The following is a 16,583-nucleotide window of genomic DNA, read 5'->3' as shown; positions in this document are numbered from 1 at the left end:
GCCGGCAGGACGCGGGCCGTTTCGGCGTCTTCGGACCCGCTCCGCCCGCACATCCGGCGGTGGAGAAACACCAGACAGCGCCCCGCAGAACTTCCCGTTGAATCGAACTTGATGCTAGAATCAGCCTTGCCGGGGGGATGGCTGCTGCATGGTCCGCGTATCGACGATTTTCATCGCCATCTGCATGGTGCTGATCGCGGCTTCATTCGGCCTGATTCTGTACGCGATGACTGGCCTGAGCATGCGCGAATCCGCGCTTGTTGCACTGGCCGCGTTCGTTTGCCTTATCCTCTACAACGCCATCTCGATGCGCATCCGCGGGGGCACCGATGCCAGCGGCCAAATCGCGGACCTATCGCGCGGCACCGCCGATCTCGCCCGGCAGGTTGCCGAGTACGGCCGCCGCATGGCGCTGATTGAATCGAGGCTCGCCAGCGCGGACAATGTTGCGCAGGACCGCGCCCGCGCGGTGATGGGCGAGATCGGCGAACTCGGTGTCATGATCAAGCACCTCGCCGGGTCGGTCGCGACCCACGACGAACTGCTGACCTCCGCCACAAGCCTGACGGTCGCACACCATCCTTCGCAGCCTCAGATGACGAGCGCGCCTCAGACCCAGCCTGTCGAGCCAGTCCACGCGGCCGAGACGCCCGCGCCAGTGCCCGTCGCATTGCAGGCTGCCGCAGAAGCGATCTCGAATCTTCCGGACATGCTTGCCGCCATCAAGAGTGCGACGGAAGCCAACCGCATCGATCTCTATCTGCAGCCGATCGTGTCGCTGCCCCAACGCAAGGTGCGCTTCTACGAAGCCGTTTCGCGTCTGCGCGACGAGAAGGACCATGTGTTCACCGCAGGCCAGTTCATCGACATCGCCGAAGCGAGCGGCGTGGTCGGCCAGATCGACTACACCGTGCTGTTCCGCTGCGTTCAGGTGCTGCGCCGCCTGCAGGTGCGGACCAAGGACGTCGGCATGTTCTGCAACATCTCCGGCGTCACGCTCGCAAACCCCGACATTTTCGGTGAGTGCATCGCCTTTCTCGAAGCCAACCGCGCGCTCGCGCCCTCACTGGTGCTGGAATTCAAGCAGAGCGCCTTCCGCAGCCTCGGCCCCATCGAAATCGAACATCTCGCCGCGCTGAAACGGCTCGGCTTCCAGTTCTCCATCGACAATATCGCCGACCTCAGGATCGACGGCCGCGAACTGGCCGACCGCGGCGTACGCTACATCAAGGTCCCGGCCTCGCTGCTGCTCGACCAGAAGGAGGCCGCATCCTCCGACATCCATACCGCCGATCTGACGAGCCTGCTGACAAGGTTCGGCATCGACCTGATCGCGGAGAAGATCGAGGGCGAGCGCTCCGTGGCGGATCTGCTCGATTATGACGTGCGCTTCGGCCAGGGCTTCCTGTTCTCCGCGCCACGGCCGCTCCGTCCGGAAGCCGCAGTGCCGACTCCGGTCGCCGCGAGCCGCCAGTCAAAGGCTCCTTCCCCACCACCCGCCGAGCCTGCCGCGGTCGCCGCCCGCGCAGCCGCCGAGACACGCCTGTCCGGCACTGCCGCGCTCGCACGGCGGATCGCGCAAAGCTGAACCTTTCTTTCCTCGCCGCATCGTGGCAGGGGTTGGTCATGCGCATATAACTGCGCCTGATCTTTCCCCGGACACGAATAATGAGCTTTCCCCGCTTCGCCCCGCATTTGCGCGACCTCGTTCACGACACAGACGTTCTCATCAGCGACATCTGGGGCGTGGTCCATAACGGCGTGGTGGCGTTTCCCGAGGCCTGCGAGGCCTTGCAGACATTCCGCAAGCAGGGCGGCATCGTGGTGATGCTGACGAATTCACCGCGCCCGACGCCAGCCGTGCAGGAGCAGCTTCGCGACCTGCGCGTGCCGGACGATTGCTACGACGACATCGTCACCTCCGGCGATCTGTCGCGCCAGTACATCGCCGCACGCCCCGGCCAACCTCTCTACCAGATCGGCCCGGACCGCGACGGCCCGACCTTTCATGGCCTCGACGTCAACTTCGCGCCGCTGGAGCGCGCCGATTATATCGTCTGTACCGGGCTGTTCGACGACGAGACCGAGACGGCGGAAGACTATCGCGAGGTTCTGCTCAAAGCCCTGAGCCGCAAGCTGCCGATGATCTGCGCCAATCCCGACATCATCGTCGAGCGCGGCCACAAGATGATCTATTGCGCGGGCGCGATCGCCGAGCTGTATCGCGAGCTTGGCGGCGACGTCACCTTTTACGGCAAGCCGCACCTCCCCGCCTACCAGCGGGCGTTTGAACTTGCCGCCGCGCGACGCGGCGCGGCTGTGCCGCGAGAGCGGATGCTGGCGATCGGGGATTCGGTACGCACGGACCTCGCGGGAGCTAACAATTCCGGCATCGCATGCGTGTTCGTGACGCGTGGCATCCATTCGGCCGATTTCGCGAGCCTTGAAGAGCTCGACGCAGCAACGTCCAAACAATTGTTTGGTGACACCCAGCTACCTTCCGTGCTGATGCGGGAGTTGCGCTGGTAAGAGGCCCGCCGACAAGCCTCAAAAGCAAAATGCCCGGCGCGAGCCGGGCATTTCAAAACACAAATCCGTCGATCACGCAGCGCTTACGCGTTGTTGTCGGGGAACACCGCGTCGATCTTGGTCTTGAGCGTCGCCGCATTGAACGGCTTGACGATGTAGTTGTTCACGCCGGCCTTCTTCGCCGCGATCACGTTCTCGGTCTTGGACTCGGCGGTGATCATGATGAACGGCGTGGTGGCGAGATTGGGATCGCCGCGCACTTCCTTGAGCAGGTCGTAACCCGTCATCGGCTCCATGTTCCAGTCGGAAATCACGAGCCCGTATTTCTTGCCGCGCATTTTGGCGAGCGCGGCCGAGCCGTCGCTGGCGTCGTCGATGTTCTCAAAACCAAGTTGTTTCAAAAGGTTTCTGATAATGCGGATCATGGTGTTGTAGTCATCCACCACCAACACCGGCATCGATAAGTCCATAGCCATCGCTCAGCTTCTCCCGAACGCCCAGCCCATGGGCGCGCTTCGTCTATATTCTATAGTGGCGCGATCCGGACCTTGCGGTCCCATCCCAGCCTTGGGAGGAATTGCTAGCATCCCGGCTTAAACAGCCCGTTAATCCGTTCCATCGCCTTGACTTCATCCTCCCCACCCGGTCACTTCGAGCATCCTGTTCTCACTTGGCGTTATGATAAAAAATCCGTTTCAAATCATCCACGACACCACTCCGCCGGCCGACATCCCGCGCGGCGCGGTCATCGCGCTGGGCAATTTCGACGGCGTTCACCTCGGGCATCGCACCGTGATCGCGGCAGCCCAGAAAATTGCTAAAAGCGCAGGGCAGAAGGCTTTTGCATTAAGTTTCGAGCCGCATCCGCGCAGCTTTTTCAATCCGGCCGCGGCGCATTTCCGTCTCACCAACGAACAGGCCAAGCTGCGCCTGCTTGCAGGCACCGGGCTCGATGGCGCGGTGGTGCTCGATTTCAATGCGGCCCGTGCCGCCACCAGCGCACAGGATTTCATTAACCAAGAACTCGTCCGGCGGCTTGGCGTGTCCGGAATCTCCGTCGGCGACGACTTTCATTTCGGCAAGGGCCGCAGCGGCTCGCCTGCGACTTTAGCCGAGCAGGGCGAGCGGCTTGGCATCAAGGTCCACATTCAATCGCATGTCGATCTATCGGGACTGCCGATTTCCTCCAGCGCCATCCGCGCCTCGCTCGCCGAAGGCCGCATTCGCGACGCCACCGCCATGCTCGGCGGGCCGTGGTTCGTCAGCGGCACCGTGATCCCCGGCGAGAAGCGCGGGCGCGAGCTTGGCTATCCCACAGCCAACATCCGGCTCGATCCGCATGTCGACCTCAAGCACGGGATTTACGCGGTGCGTGTCGGACTCGGCGGCGGCACCGACCCGCAGCGCTTCGATGGCGTCGCGAGTTACGGACGGCGGCCGACCTTTGACAACGGCCCACCGCTGCTCGAGGTCTTCCTGTTCGATTTCAATGCCGACCTTTACGGTCAGACGCTCGACGTCGCCTTCATCGAATATCTGCGCGACGAGCTGAAATTCGACAGCATCCCGGCGCTGATCCGGCAGATGGACGACGACAGCCTGCGCGCGCGCGCCGTGCTGGAGGCGGCCCCCGGCGCATTTCCAACCCTCGGTGCGATCGGCTAAACGGAAATCTCGCCCTTCCGGCCGCACAACCCCGGCCGCATGGGGCAAAAACATCGGCCCGATAGAAGCATTTACCGCTTTGGACCGTTTCCCCACGGCCAGAAAATGCTATTCACCCCGCCATGACCGAGAAGCCTAAATCCGACGCCCCCGATTATTCCAAAACCCTCTACCTACCGCAGACGGACTTCCCGATGCGCGCGGGCCTGCCGCAGCGCGAGCCGGACTTCCTGGCGCGCTGGAACGAGATCGGCCTGTACGAGCGGCTGCGCGAGCAGTCCAAGGACCGTCCGAAATTCGTGCTGCATGATGGGCCGCCCTACGCCAACGGCAACATCCATATCGGCCACGCGCTCAATAAGATCCTCAAGGACCTTGTGACCAAGAGCCAGCAGATGCTCGGCTACGATTCCAACTACGTGCCGGGCTGGGACTGCCACGGCCTGCCGATCGAGTGGAAGATCGAAGAAGGCTACCGCGCCAAGGGCAAGAACAAGGACGCGGTGCCGATCAACGAATTCCGCAAGGAGTGCCGGGCGTTCGCGCAGAAATGGGTCGACATCCAGCGCGAGGAATTCAAGCGTCTCGGCGTGATCGGCGACTGGGCGCATCCCTACACCACCATGAACTTCGCCGCCGAAGCGCAGATCGCGCGCGAGATCATGAAGTTCGCCGCCAATGGCCTTCTGTATCGTGGCTCGAAGCCGGTGATGTGGAGCGTGGTGGAGAAGACCGCGCTCGCCGAAGCAGAGGTCGAATACGAAGATCACATCTCCGATACGGTGTGGGTGAAGTTTCCGGTGAAAGCCGCGTTCGGCCGTCTCGCCAACGCCTCGGTGGTGATCTGGACCACGACGCCGTGGACGCTGCCCGGCAACCGCGCCATCTCCTTCTCCTCGAAGATCGGCTACGGCCTCTACAAGGTCACCGACGCACCCGCCGATAACTGGGCGAAGACCGGCGACCTTCTGATCCTCGCCGACAAGCTCGCCGGGGATGTGTTCAAGCAGGCGCGCGTCACCGCCTTTGAGCGCGTGTCCGACATCGACAGCGGCATTCTCGACGCGCTCGAATGCAGCCATCCGCTGAAAGGCCTGGACGGCGGCTACGAATTCACCGTGCCGCTGCTCGACGGCGACCACGTCACCGACGACACCGGCACCGGCTTCGTCCACACCGCGCCGGGCCATGGCCGCGAGGACTTCGACATCTGGATGGCGAATGCACGCGAGCTGGAAGCGCGCGGCATCTCATCCACGATTCCCTACACCGTCGATGCCGACGGCGCGCTGACCGCGCAGGCGCCCGGCTTCACCGGCAAGCGCGTGCTCACCGACAAGGGCGAGAAGGGCGACGCCAACGATGCCGTCATCAAGACGCTGATCGAGCGCGGTGCATTGCTCGCGCGCGGCCGTCTCAAGCACCAGTATCCGCATTCCTGGCGCTCGAAGAAGCCGGTGATCTATCGCAACACGCCTCAATGGTTCATTGCGATGGACAAGGATATCTTGAACAGCGGCAAGGCGAAATCCGGCGACACGTTGCGCCATCGCGCCTTGCAGGCCATTTCCGTGACGCAATGGGTGCCTGAGCAGGGTCAGAACCGCATCACCGGCATGATCGCAGGCCGCCCCGACTGGGTGGTGTCGCGCCAGCGCGCATGGGGCGTGCCCATCACCGTATTCGTTCGCGAAAAGGGCGACGGCTCGGTGGAGATTCTCCGCGACGAAGCCGTCGATCTGCGGGTCGCGGAAGCGTTCATGAGTGAGGGCGCCGACGCTTGGTACGCCGATGGCGCGCGCGAACGCTTCCTCGGCGATCATGCCAAGGATGGCTGGCAGAAAGTCGACGACATTCTCGATGTCTGGTTCGATTCCGGCTCGACGCACGCTTTCGTGCTGGAAGACGCGCAGCAATTCCCCGGTCTCGCCGGCATCAAGCGCAAGGCCGACGGCGGCAACGACACCGTGATGTATCTCGAGGGAAGCGACCAGCATCGCGGCTGGTTTCATTCCTCGCTGCTGGAAAGCTGCGGCACGCGCGGCCGCGCGCCTTACGACATCGTTCTCACCCACGGCTTCACGCTCGACGAGCACGGCCGCAAGATGTCGAAGTCGCTCGGCAACACCACCGCGCCGCAGGATGTCATCAAGCAGTCCGGCGCGGACATCCTGCGCCTGTGGGTGGCGCAGTCGGACTACTCCGACGATCTGCGGATCGGGCCGGAAATCCTCAAAGGCACCATCGAGACCTACCGCAAGCTGCGCAACACGATCCGCTGGATGCTGGGCAGCCTCGCTCACTTCCATGATGCAGACCGCATCAAGGCAGATGACATGCCCGAACTCGAACGGCTGATGCTGCATCGGCTCTCCGAGATCGATGCCGTCGTGCGCCAAGCCTATTCCGAGTTCGACTACAAGACGGTGATCGCCGCATTGTCGCATTTCATGAACACCGAACTGTCGGCGTTCTACTTCGATATCCGCAAGGATACGCTGTACTGCGACCCGCCATCGTCAGTGGCGCGCAAGGCGGCGCTCACGGTGATCGATTATCTGTTCCGTAGCATCGTCACCTGGCTCGCGCCCATCCTGTCTTTCACCGCCGAGGAAGCGTGGCTCTCGCGCTATCCCGACGCATCGTCCGTGCATCTGGAGCCATTCCAGAGCGTGCTCGCGGCATGGCGCGACGATGCGCTGGCCCAAAAGTGGGAAGCAATCCGCGAGGTGCGCCGCGTCGTCACCGGCGCGCTGGAAGTCGAGCGCGCCGCCAAGCGCATCGGCTCCTCGCTGGAAGCCTCGCCGCTGGTCTATGTCTCGGACATGGCGCTGCTCGGCACGCTCGCCGATATCGACCTTGCGGAAATCTGCATCACCTCCAACGCGATGGTGACCAACGAGGCCCCGCCCGCCGGGGCGTTCACACTCAACGATGTTCCGGGTGTCGCCGTTGTGGTCGAGAAGGCCGCCGGCACCAAATGCGCGCGCTCATGGAAGATCCTCCCGACCGTCGGCGACGATCCCGAATATCCGGATGTCACGCCGCGCGATGCGCAGGCGCTGCGCGAGTGGAAGGCGCTGGGAGGGACCGTCTAACCGATGTCGCCCCTGCTGCGCTCCGGCCTGATCGCTGCCGTCGCCACGCTGATCGTCGATCAGGCCTCCAAGCTGTGGCTGCTGCATGTGTTCGACATCGGCCGCCGCGGCATGGTGCAGGTGACATCGTTCTTCGATCTCGTACTCGCCTGGAACACCGGCATCAGCTACGGCTGGCTTCAGAACATGGGCACGACGGGCCAGACCCTGCTGATGGCTGGCAAAGCAGTTGCCATCGTCTTGCTGGCCATCTGGATGGCGCGCTCGCAGACCCGGCTTGCGGTGATCGGCCTCGGCCTCATCATCGGCGGTGCGATTGGCAACGCCGTCGACCGCATCGCCTACGGCGCGGTGGTGGACTTCGCCCTGTTCCACATCGCGGTCGCCGGAAAAACCTATAGTTGGTATGTGTTTAACCTTGCCGACGCGGCGATTGTTGCCGGTGTCGCCGCCCTGCTATATGACTCTCTGATCGCCCCAGCCGCCGCAAAAACGCCCCGATAAACGGCGATACAGGCAGCGGCCGGTGACGCTTAAGTGACTGTGCTATCGCCACATTTCCTGTCGAAAGCTGGACGGATCACGATGATTTCCCTGCGCTCCGATGACACCCTCGCCAAGCCCGCTATCTCGAAGGCTGCGCTGACGCGCCTGTTCAGGGTTACCGGGATTGCCTGCGCACTGACGCTCGCCGTCGCCGCCAGCGCCGCTTACGCTCAGGACGATGACGAGCAGCAGCCGGACACGACCTTCGAGCACAAGATGATCGACGGCCTGCTGCGCGGTCTCGGCGGCGAGACGATGGAAGACAACAACAAGGGCATCGTGTACCGCGAACGCTCTCCCCTGGTGATCCCTTCCAAACTCGATCTGCCGCCACCGGCATCGTCGAAGACGCCGACTGCGGCAAACTGGCCGAAGGATCCCGACGTTCAGGCCCGTAAGGAGGCCATCGAAGCCAGCAAGCAGCCGGGGCCTGATTGGGACCAAGCCAAGCGGCCTCTGATGCCGAGCGAACTCGCCAAGAAGCCATCGTCCAAGAAGCGCGCAACGGCACTCAACGATGACCGTCCGGGCATGGACAACTCCAATTACAACCTGATGACGCCTTCGCAGCTTGGCTTCAAGAACAGCATGATGTCCGACCTGTTCGGCGGCGGCAAACAGGAAACCGCGAAGTTCGTCAAGGAGCCCGAGCGCAGCGAACTGTCGCAGCCGCCCGCCGGCTATCAGACCCCGTCGCCGAATTACGCCTATGGCGCGGGTCCGATGGAAAGCAAGACCAAGACCGAATACAATCCGATCTTCGATAAGGGCGGCAATTAAAACAGCCCACGCAGGCTTGCGGCCAGATCCATACATTGATTTGTCGTAAGCTTGCGCCGCGCGCCATGATCCCGCCATCCGGACAGCCCAGTCAGGGTTGTTCTTTGTATTGTTTCGGAGCCGATATCGGATCATGCGCGATCTCAAAATCATTTCCCGGCGTGACGCACTCCGCGGCATCGCACTGACCGCAACCGCCCTGACCTCGCCGTGGCCTGCTTTCGCGGATACCGCGCCAGCCTCGAACCAGCCCTCGACATTCACCATCGCCAACGGCCTACAGGTCGTGGTCATTCCCGACCATCGCACGCCAACCGTCACCCAGATGATCTGGTACAAGGTCGGCTCGGCCGACGAGACGGCGGGGAAATCAGGACTCGCGCATTTTCTCGAACACCTGATGTTCAAGGGCACCGCGAAGCATCCCGCCGGAGAATTCTCGCAGAGCGTGGTGCGGGTCGGCGGCAGCGAGAACGCCTTCACCTCGTATGATTACACCGGCTACTACCAGAGCGTGCCGCGCGACAAGCTCGCGCTGATGATGGACTTCGAATCCGACCGCATGACCGGGCTGATCCTCAAGGACGAGAACGTCTTGCCCGAACGCGACGTCGTGCTGGAAGAATACAACATGCGCGTCGCCAACAGCCCTGATGCCCGGCTGACAGAACAGGTGATGGCGGCGCTCTACCTCAATCATCCCTATGGCCGCCCGGTCATCGGCTGGCATGCGGAGATCGAGAAGCTCAACCGCGAGGAAGCTCTCGACTTCTACCGCCGCCACTACGCCCCCAACAATGCGACGCTTGTGGTCGCGGGAGACATCACGGCCGAAGATCTGCGGCCCATGGTCGAGGCGACCTACGGCAAGATCGCACCGCAGCCATCCATTCCCGCCAAGCGCATCCGCCCGCAGGAGCCGCCACCGGCAGGCCCGCGCACCGTAACTCTGGCCGATCCGCGTGCCGAGCAGCCAAATCTGCGCAGGCTTTATCTCGTACCGTCGGCGGTCACAGCTGCCGCGGGCGAGAGCGAGGCGCTGGAAGTCCTTGCGCAACTGATGGGCGGCGGCGTCAATGCCTATCTGTTCCGCGCGCTCGCGGTGGAGCAGAAAGTCGCGGTGAGCGCCAATGCCTGGTACCAAGGCACGGCGCTCGACCCATCCCAGTTCGGCATCGCCGCCTCGCCGAAGCCTGGCGTCACCTTCGAGCAGATCGAACAATCGATCGACAAGGTGATCGCGACCGTTGCGAAAACGCCGGTCCCGGCCGAAGATCTCGAGAGCGCAAAAACCCAGTTGATCGCGGAATCGGTCTACGCCCGCGACAGCCAGAGCACGATGGCGCGCTGGTACGGCGGAGCGATCACCGTCGGCCTCACCGTGGCGGATATTCAAAGCTGGCCGGATCGCATCCGCGCGGTCACGGCGGCGCAGGTCAGCGATGCTGCAAAGAAGTGGCTCGACAAGAAGCGCTCCGCGACAGGCTACCTCATCAAGGAAGCGCCGTCGCGCGAGGAGAAACGCTCGTGAGAATCGCCTTGAAACACATTGCCCGGACGCTCGCACTCGGCGCGGCACTCCTTGCCTTCGGCCACGCGCCCGCGCAGGCTGCCGCCAAAATCCAGCGCGTGATCTCGCCCGGCGGCATCGAAGCCTGGCTGGTGCAGGATGCGACCGTGCCGCTGGTCGCCATGCAATTCGCCTTTCGTGGCGGCAGCGCACAGGACCCTGCCGACAAACCCGGCGTCGCCCAGTTGATGGCCGACAATCTCGACGAGGGCGCGGGCGATCTCGATTCCAATGCCTATCACGAACGGCTGGAGCGCCACGCGATCCAGATGAACTTTACCGTGACGCGCGATTACATTCGCGGCTCGCTGCGGATGCTGAAGGACAACCGCGACGAGGCATTCGACCTGCTGCGCCTTGCACTCACCGCTCCGCGCTTCGATGCCGAGCCGCTGGAGCGCGTCCGCGCGCAGACCATGTCGATCCTGCGCCGTGAATCGGTCACGCCCGGCTCGATTGCGAGCAACAAGTTCTTTGCCGCCGGATTTCCCAACCACCCTTACGCGCACTCGCCGCGCGGCACGCTGACCAGCATCCCGGCCATCGGCGCCGACGATCTGCGCGCCTATCGCAAGAAAATGTTCGCACGGGACGGACTGACTGTCGCGGTGGTCGGTGACATCGACGCCGACGCGCTCGGCAAGCTGCTCGACGCCACCTTCGGCACACTCCCGGCAAAGGGCGATCTCGCCTCCGTGCCGGACGTCACGCTTGCCACAGGCGACAGCAGGGTTTTCGTGCCGCTCGACGTGCCGCAGACCAATATCCTGTTCGGCGGCCCATCGATCAAGCGCGACGATCCTGACTTCATGGCGGCCTATATCGTCAACCACATCATCGGTGGCGGCTCGCTATCGTCGCGGCTCTACCATGAAGTGCGCGAAAAGCGCGGCCTCGTCTATTCGGTCTCGACCTCGCTGTGGTGGATGGACAAGACCTCGATCTTCCTCGGCAGCACGGCCACCCGCGCCGACAGGGCCAACGAGACAGTCGACCGGATCTCCGCCGAATTGAAGCGCATCGCGGACGAAGGGCCGACCCAGCAGGAACTGGACGAGGCCAAGTCCTACCTCAAGGGATCGCAGATGGTGGCGCTGGATTCGTCCACCAAGTTCGCGGGCGCGCTGCTGCAATACCAGCTCGACAAGCTCGGCATCGACTATCTTGACCGTCGCCCGGCGATCATCGATGCGGTGACGCTGGATGACGCCAAGCGCGTCGCCAAAAAGATCTGGAGCCACCAGCTTCTGACGGTGAGCGTCGGACGGCCACCCGCGGAAGCCTCCACGCCCAAACCGATCAAGAACTAAGCCGTTTCCATTTCGGCTGTGCTATCTGTGACCCATGATCCGGGTCACGCGCGATATCATTATTGACGAGAGCGACATCGACATTTCCTTCGTCCGCGCCTCCGGGCCGGGTGGGCAGAATGTCAACAAGCTCTCGACCGCGGCGCAATTGCGCTTCGATGTCGGCCGCCTCAACCTCGCCGCCGACACGCTGGAGCGACTGCAGACGCTCGCGGGCCAGCGCATGACCAAGGACGGCGTGCTGGTGCTGCATGCCCAGCGTTTCCGCACCCAAGAGCGCAACCGCGCCGATGCTATCGACCGTCTGTTGGTTCTGCTGCGTGAGGCCGCCGTGCGCCCGAAGCCGCGCCGTCCCACCCGGCCGACGCTGGGCTCGAAAAAACGTCGACTTGACGGCAAGAAGCGCCGTTCCGACATCAAGGCTGGCCGCAGCGCGCGATTCGACGACTGAGCGAATCGACACCCAACCCTGTGCGCAAGCGCAAAGGCAGCCTCCCTATTTGGCTGAAATCTCCGTAAAATCCGCATCATGCCCGTCCGTCAATTGCCCGAACAAATCGTCAACCGCATCGCCGCCGGCGAAGTGGTGGAACGGCCCGCAAGCGCGGTGAAGGAGCTTGTCGAGAACGCCATCGATGCTGGCGGCACGCGTATCGACATTTTCACCGAGGGCGGCGGACGGCGGCGCATCGCCATCACCGATGACGGCAGCGGCATGACGCGCGGCGACCTCGCGCTCGCCGTCGAACGCCATGCCACCTCGAAGCTCGACGACGAGGACCTGCTGCGGATTCGCACGCTCGGCTTTCGCGGCGAGGCGCTGCCCTCGATCGGTTCAGTCGCAAAGCTCGCGATCACCACGCGCCACGCCAATGAACCGCACGCATGGGCCCTCCAAGTCGACGCAGGCACGAAATCCGGCATCGCGCCTGCCGCGCTCGCGCACGGCACCCGCGTCGAGGTCAACGACCTGTTTTATGCTACGCCCGCGCGGCTGAAGTTTCTGAAGACGGACCGCACCGAGGCCGAAGCGATCCGCGAAGTGGTGCGGCGTCTCGCGATGGCGCGACCTGACATTGCCTTCACGCTCGCGGGCGAGGAACGCGCGCCCGTCACATGGGCGGCCGCGCTGCCAGGTGCTGCGGGGCGTCTGACGCGGCTCGGCGATATCCTCGGCAGCGATTTCCGCACCCACGCTATCGAAGTGAGTGCGGAGCGCGAGGGCGTTTCCGTCGAAGGCTTCGCCGCAGCCCCCTCGCTGACCCGCGCCAACGCACTCGGGCAATATCTGTTCGTCAACGGCCGCCCGGTGCGCGACAAGCTCATTCTTGGCGCGGTACGTGCCGCTTATGCAGACTATCTGCCGCGCGACCGCCACCCCATTGTGGCGCTGTTCGTCACGCTCGATCCGCAGGAGGTCGATGCCAACGTCCATCCCGCCAAGACCGAGGTGCGTTTCCGCAACGCAGGGCTCGTGCGCGCGCTGATCGTGCACGCGCTGAAGGAAGGCCTCGCGCGCGAAGGCCGCCGCACCGCCGCCAACACCAATGGTGCAGCGATCACCACAGCCTTCCACCGAGAGGACTTGCCACGCAGTGGTTATGACTGGCGATCCTCGCCCGCCGCACCTTTTGCGCCCCGCGCATCCGCGATGGCGTTCGCCGAGGCGCCGCAGGCTGCCTTCGATGCCTACACACCGAGCGCGGATGCGCGTGGCCACGACGCGCCGTTGTCTGAGGCTGTCAACCAGCCGCTCGGTGCCGCGCGGACGCAACTTCACGAGAACTACATCGTGGCGCAGACCAATGACGGCCTCATTCTGGTCGATCAGCACGCTGCGCACGAACGCATCGTCTACGAACGGCTCAAGGCCTCGCTGGAGAAGAATGGCGTGCAGCGGCAGATGCTGCTGATCCCGGAAATCGTCGAGATGGACGAAGCCGTGGTCGAGAAGCTGCTCGCGCGCACCGGCGAACTGGAGAAATACGGCCTCGCCATCGAATCCTTCGGACCCGGCGCGGTTGCGGTACGCGAGACGCCCTCGCTCCTGGGCAAGACCAACGCCGCTTCGTTGTTGCGCGACTTGGCCGAGCACATGGCGGAATGGGACGAGGCGCTTCCGCTTGAAAGACGACTGATGCATGTCGCCGCGACCATGGCGTGCCATGGTTCGGTGCGGTCGGGCCGCATTCTCAAGGTCGAGGAAATGAACGCCCTGTTGCGCGAGATGGAAGCGACGCCGAATTCGGGCCAGTGCAACCACGGCCGCCCGACCTATGTGGAATTGAAGCTCGCCGACATCGAGAAGCTGTTCGGGCGCCGCTGAGACCTAACCAACCGCCCTTAGAAACACGAACTCGGTATCGTCATAGACACGACGTTCGAGCTCTTCGAAACCTTCCGGCGCCTTGAGCGCGGCTGACACAGCCTCTTCGACTACGACCAGCGCGCCCGGCACAAGCCATTGGCCGTCGCGCAGCGAGGCAAGCGCTTTCTCCGCAAGACCCTTGCCATACGGCGGATCGAGGAACGCAAGCGTGAACGGCTCCATCGGGTGCGCCGGTCCCAGTTGCGTGGCATCACGACGATACACTTTCGTGACGCCGCCCAGGCCCAGCGCCTCGACATTGTTGCGCAACAGCGCGCGCGCCTCCGCGCCATTGTCGATGAACAGCGTGAAGGTCGCGCCGCGTGACACCGCCTCAATGCCGAGCGCGCCGGTGCCGGCGAACAGATCGAGCACCCGTGCATCGACCGCGGGATTCTCGTAGGCGTGCATCAGGATGTTGAATATCGACTCGCGCAGGCGGTCCTGCGTCGGCCGGATGTCCTTCGACGCAGGAGAAGCGATATTACGGCCCCGCAGCCGCCCGCCGACGACGCGCATCCTTAGTCCTTCGGCGTCAGATCGCGCTTGCCGTGATAACCGCGCTTCGGCTTGCGCGGCGGCCCATAACCGTTGGCCTCGGCCTCGTTGCGCGCGCGCTTCTCGTCGCTGCCACTGCGCTGAACCACAACAGTGCGACCCTTGCGGTCCTCGATCTTGGAGCGCTTGATCTTCTTGTTGTCGGCCTTGCTGCGCAACGGCGTACCGTCGCGGCCCACCTTCGGACCTTCGTCTTCGCGCACAGGCTTGTCGAACTGCGCGCCGGACATCGTGGCGATCTTCTCGCCGAGCTGCTCGCGCAGCACCCGGCTCTTGATCTCCTCGACCTGCCCTTCCGGAATTTCGCCGAGCTGGAACGGGCCATAGGACACGCGGATCAGGCGGTTTACCTCGAGGCCGAGATGCGCCATCACATTGCGCACTTCGCGGTTCTTGCCCTCGCGGATCGCGAACGTCACCCAGACATTCGCGCCCTGGTCGCGCTCCAGCGTCGCATCGATCGAACCGTATTTGATGCCATCGACCTCGACGCCGTTCTTCAGTTCATCAAGCTGCGCCTGCGTCACCTCGCCATGGGCGCGGACGCGGTAGCGCCGCAGCCAGCCGGTGTCGGGGTGCTCGAGCGCACGCGACAGACCGCCATCGTTGGTCAGCAGCAGCAGGCCTTCGGTATTGAAATCGAGACGGCCGATCGAGATCAGGCGCGGCAGGCCTTCGGGCAAATGATCGAACACCGTCGGGCGGCCTTCCGGATCGTCATGCGTCGTCATCAGCCCGCGCGGCTTGTGATAGAGAAACAGCCGCGTGCGTTCGCGCTCCGGCAACGGCTTGCCGTCGATGGTGATGACATCGCGCACCGTCACATCGAGCGCGGGCGAATTGATGACGCGGCCATTAACGGCGACACGGCCTTGCGTGATCCATTCCTCCGCATCGCGCCGCGAGCACAGACCCGCACGCGCGACGGCCTTGGCGATCCGCTCGCCGGTCTTGTCCTTCTTCGGCGCGGCACGCGGCGCACGCTTGTCGGAATCCGCTGGCCGCTCACGATAGGCGCCACGCCCGCCGAAAGCCGGACGCTTGGCGAAAATCTTCGAATCATCCTCGCCGTCGCGGCGCGGACGCTCGCCACCTTCGTTGCGCGGATGCTCCTGCCAGGCGTTGCGGCGCGGGGCGCGGTCGTCACCGTCTCGCTCAAAACGCGGACGGCTGAAACCTTCCCGCTTGCGCTCAAAGCGCTCGCCGCCTTCCGGGCGATCCTCACGCGGCCGCGAAAAACGCGGGCGATCGCTTGCCCCGCGGTCGTCGCGGCGCGGTGCGCGCTTTTCCCACGGCTTGTCGTTGCCGCGATCCTCGCCACGATTGAAGTCCTTACGCGGGCCGCGAGATGACCCTCGGTCATCCCGATTGAAACGCGGGCGTTCCTCGCCCCTCGGCCTGTCGTCGCGGTTGAAACGCGGGCGCTCGTCGCGCTGCGGGCGATCATCGCGATTGAACCGCGCCGGGCGCGATTCACCACGCGGGCCATCCTTGCGAAAACCTTCGCCGCGCGGCGTATAGGGCCGCTTCTCGCCAAACTTCTTGTCACCGAACTTCTTGTCGCCGTATCCGCGGCTGGGGCGCGCATCGCTGCGCTCGCCACGCGGCGCGCGGTCTTCACGGGGCTTGAACGAACGCCCTTCGCCGCGATTGCCTGCGCCAAATTCCTTGCCCGGGCCAAACTCCTTGCGCGGGCCACGAGCCGGACGGTCACCGCGATCCTCGCGCGGCTTGAACGAGCGGCCTTCGCTCCGGTCGCCACGCGCTGGCCGATCATCCCGATCAAAACGCGGACGTGGACGATCACCATCCTTGCGGAAGCCCTCGCCTTTGGCCGCATAAGGCCGCTTCTCACCAAAGCTGCGTCCGGCAGGCTTTTTGTCGCCGAACTTCTTCTCACCGAACTTGCGGTCGCCGCGAGGCGCGGATGAACGCGCAGGGCGCTCGTCGCCAAAGCGACCCCTGCCCTTGCTCTCCCCGTCGCGGCCGCGGCCCGGCGGACGGCGCGAGCCGGGCCCGCTTCTGTTGTTTTTATCGTCGTCGCGGGGCATGAAAGGTCTCGTTCGAGGAGTGCGCTGGGTGCAGAAAGCCGGGTCCGAACGGCCGCGTTCCCCTCATCAGGGCCGCCTGTCGCCAAAACCGGTGGATTGAAGGCGCTC

At 64.1% G+C, this 16,583-nt stretch carries 13 protein-coding genes; 10 read left to right on the top strand and 3 right to left on the bottom strand.

Annotated features, from left to right (window positions below; genetic code table 11):
- Nucleotides 1–148: 148 nt before the first annotated feature.
- Together AFIDRAFT_RS12770 and AFIDRAFT_RS12765 are read left to right on the top strand one after the other, a co-directional pair.
- On the top strand, nucleotides 149–1,588 hold the full coding sequence (locus AFIDRAFT_RS12770) for an EAL domain-containing protein (protein WP_009339894.1): 1,440 nt from the start codon (nucleotides 149–151) through the stop codon (nucleotides 1,586–1,588).
- Between the two features lie 80 nt (nucleotides 1,589–1,668).
- The gene (locus AFIDRAFT_RS12765) at nucleotides 1,669–2,529 is read left to right on the top strand and encodes a TIGR01459 family HAD-type hydrolase (RefSeq protein WP_009339893.1); all 861 of its coding nucleotides are present in this window, start codon (nucleotides 1,669–1,671) and stop codon (nucleotides 2,527–2,529) included.
- Between the two features lie 83 nt (nucleotides 2,530–2,612).
- Here the strand turns inward: AFIDRAFT_RS12765 and AFIDRAFT_RS12760 are convergent, their stop codons facing one another.
- Nucleotides 2,613–3,005: a response regulator gene (locus AFIDRAFT_RS12760; RefSeq protein ID WP_009339892.1), complete on the bottom strand. Its 393-nt coding sequence runs from the start codon at nucleotides 3,003–3,005 to the stop codon at nucleotides 2,613–2,615.
- A 202-nt stretch (nucleotides 3,006–3,207) separates the two neighbouring features.
- On the opposite strand from AFIDRAFT_RS12760, the gene AFIDRAFT_RS12755 reads away from it, so the two are divergent.
- From AFIDRAFT_RS12755 to mutL, 8 genes are all read left to right on the top strand, one after another.
- Nucleotides 3,208–4,194, top strand: a complete 987-nt coding sequence (locus AFIDRAFT_RS12755; protein ID WP_009339891.1) for a bifunctional riboflavin kinase/FAD synthetase — start codon at nucleotides 3,208–3,210, stop codon at nucleotides 4,192–4,194.
- A 122-nt stretch (nucleotides 4,195–4,316) separates the two neighbouring features.
- On the top strand, nucleotides 4,317–7,292 hold the full coding sequence (gene ileS, locus AFIDRAFT_RS12750; RefSeq protein ID WP_009339890.1) for an isoleucine--tRNA ligase: 2,976 nt from the start codon (nucleotides 4,317–4,319) through the stop codon (nucleotides 7,290–7,292).
- Between the two features lie 3 nt (nucleotides 7,293–7,295).
- Nucleotides 7,296–7,796 (top strand): signal peptidase II, encoded by a 501-nt coding sequence (lspA, locus tag AFIDRAFT_RS12745; protein ID WP_009339889.1) that lies wholly within the window; start codon nucleotides 7,296–7,298, stop codon nucleotides 7,794–7,796.
- Nucleotides 7,797–7,877: 81 nt separating this feature from the next.
- Nucleotides 7,878–8,618 (top strand): hypothetical protein, encoded by a 741-nt coding sequence (locus AFIDRAFT_RS12740; RefSeq protein ID WP_009339888.1) that lies wholly within the window; start codon nucleotides 7,878–7,880, stop codon nucleotides 8,616–8,618.
- Between the two features lie 133 nt (nucleotides 8,619–8,751).
- Nucleotides 8,752–10,149 (top strand): M16 family metallopeptidase, encoded by a 1,398-nt coding sequence (locus AFIDRAFT_RS12735; protein ID WP_009339887.1) that lies wholly within the window; start codon nucleotides 8,752–8,754, stop codon nucleotides 10,147–10,149.
- Complete coding sequence (locus tag AFIDRAFT_RS12730) at nucleotides 10,146–11,498, top strand: M16 family metallopeptidase (RefSeq protein WP_009339886.1); 1,353 nt, start codon at nucleotides 10,146–10,148, stop codon at nucleotides 11,496–11,498. The genes AFIDRAFT_RS12735 and AFIDRAFT_RS12730 overlap by 4 nt, the downstream gene beginning before the upstream one ends.
- Before the next feature lie 34 nt (nucleotides 11,499–11,532).
- Nucleotides 11,533–11,949, top strand: coding sequence for an alternative ribosome rescue aminoacyl-tRNA hydrolase ArfB (arfB, locus tag AFIDRAFT_RS12725; protein WP_009339885.1), 417 nt, complete (start codon nucleotides 11,533–11,535; stop codon nucleotides 11,947–11,949).
- A 78-nt stretch (nucleotides 11,950–12,027) separates the two neighbouring features.
- On the top strand, nucleotides 12,028–13,824 hold the full coding sequence (gene mutL, locus AFIDRAFT_RS12720; protein ID WP_009339884.1) for a DNA mismatch repair endonuclease MutL: 1,797 nt from the start codon (nucleotides 12,028–12,030) through the stop codon (nucleotides 13,822–13,824).
- Between the two features lie 3 nt (nucleotides 13,825–13,827).
- Here the strand turns inward: mutL and rsmD are convergent, their stop codons facing one another.
- A complete protein-coding gene (rsmD, locus tag AFIDRAFT_RS12715; RefSeq protein WP_009339883.1) occupies nucleotides 13,828–14,385 on the bottom strand; it encodes a 16S rRNA (guanine(966)-N(2))-methyltransferase RsmD in 558 nt (185 codons plus the stop codon).
- Between the two features lie 2 nt (nucleotides 14,386–14,387).
- Nucleotides 14,388–16,475, bottom strand: a complete 2,088-nt coding sequence (locus AFIDRAFT_RS12710; protein WP_009339882.1) for a pseudouridine synthase — start codon at nucleotides 16,473–16,475, stop codon at nucleotides 14,388–14,390.
- Nucleotides 16,476–16,583: the final 108 nt, after the last annotated feature.

It is taken from the genome of Afipia sp. 1NLS2, assembly GCF_000178995.1.
GTDB lineage: Bacteria > Pseudomonadota > Alphaproteobacteria > Rhizobiales > Xanthobacteraceae > Afipia.
The sequence above is the reverse complement of the archived record's forward strand: the minus strand, read 5'-3'. Positions and strand labels throughout refer to the sequence as shown.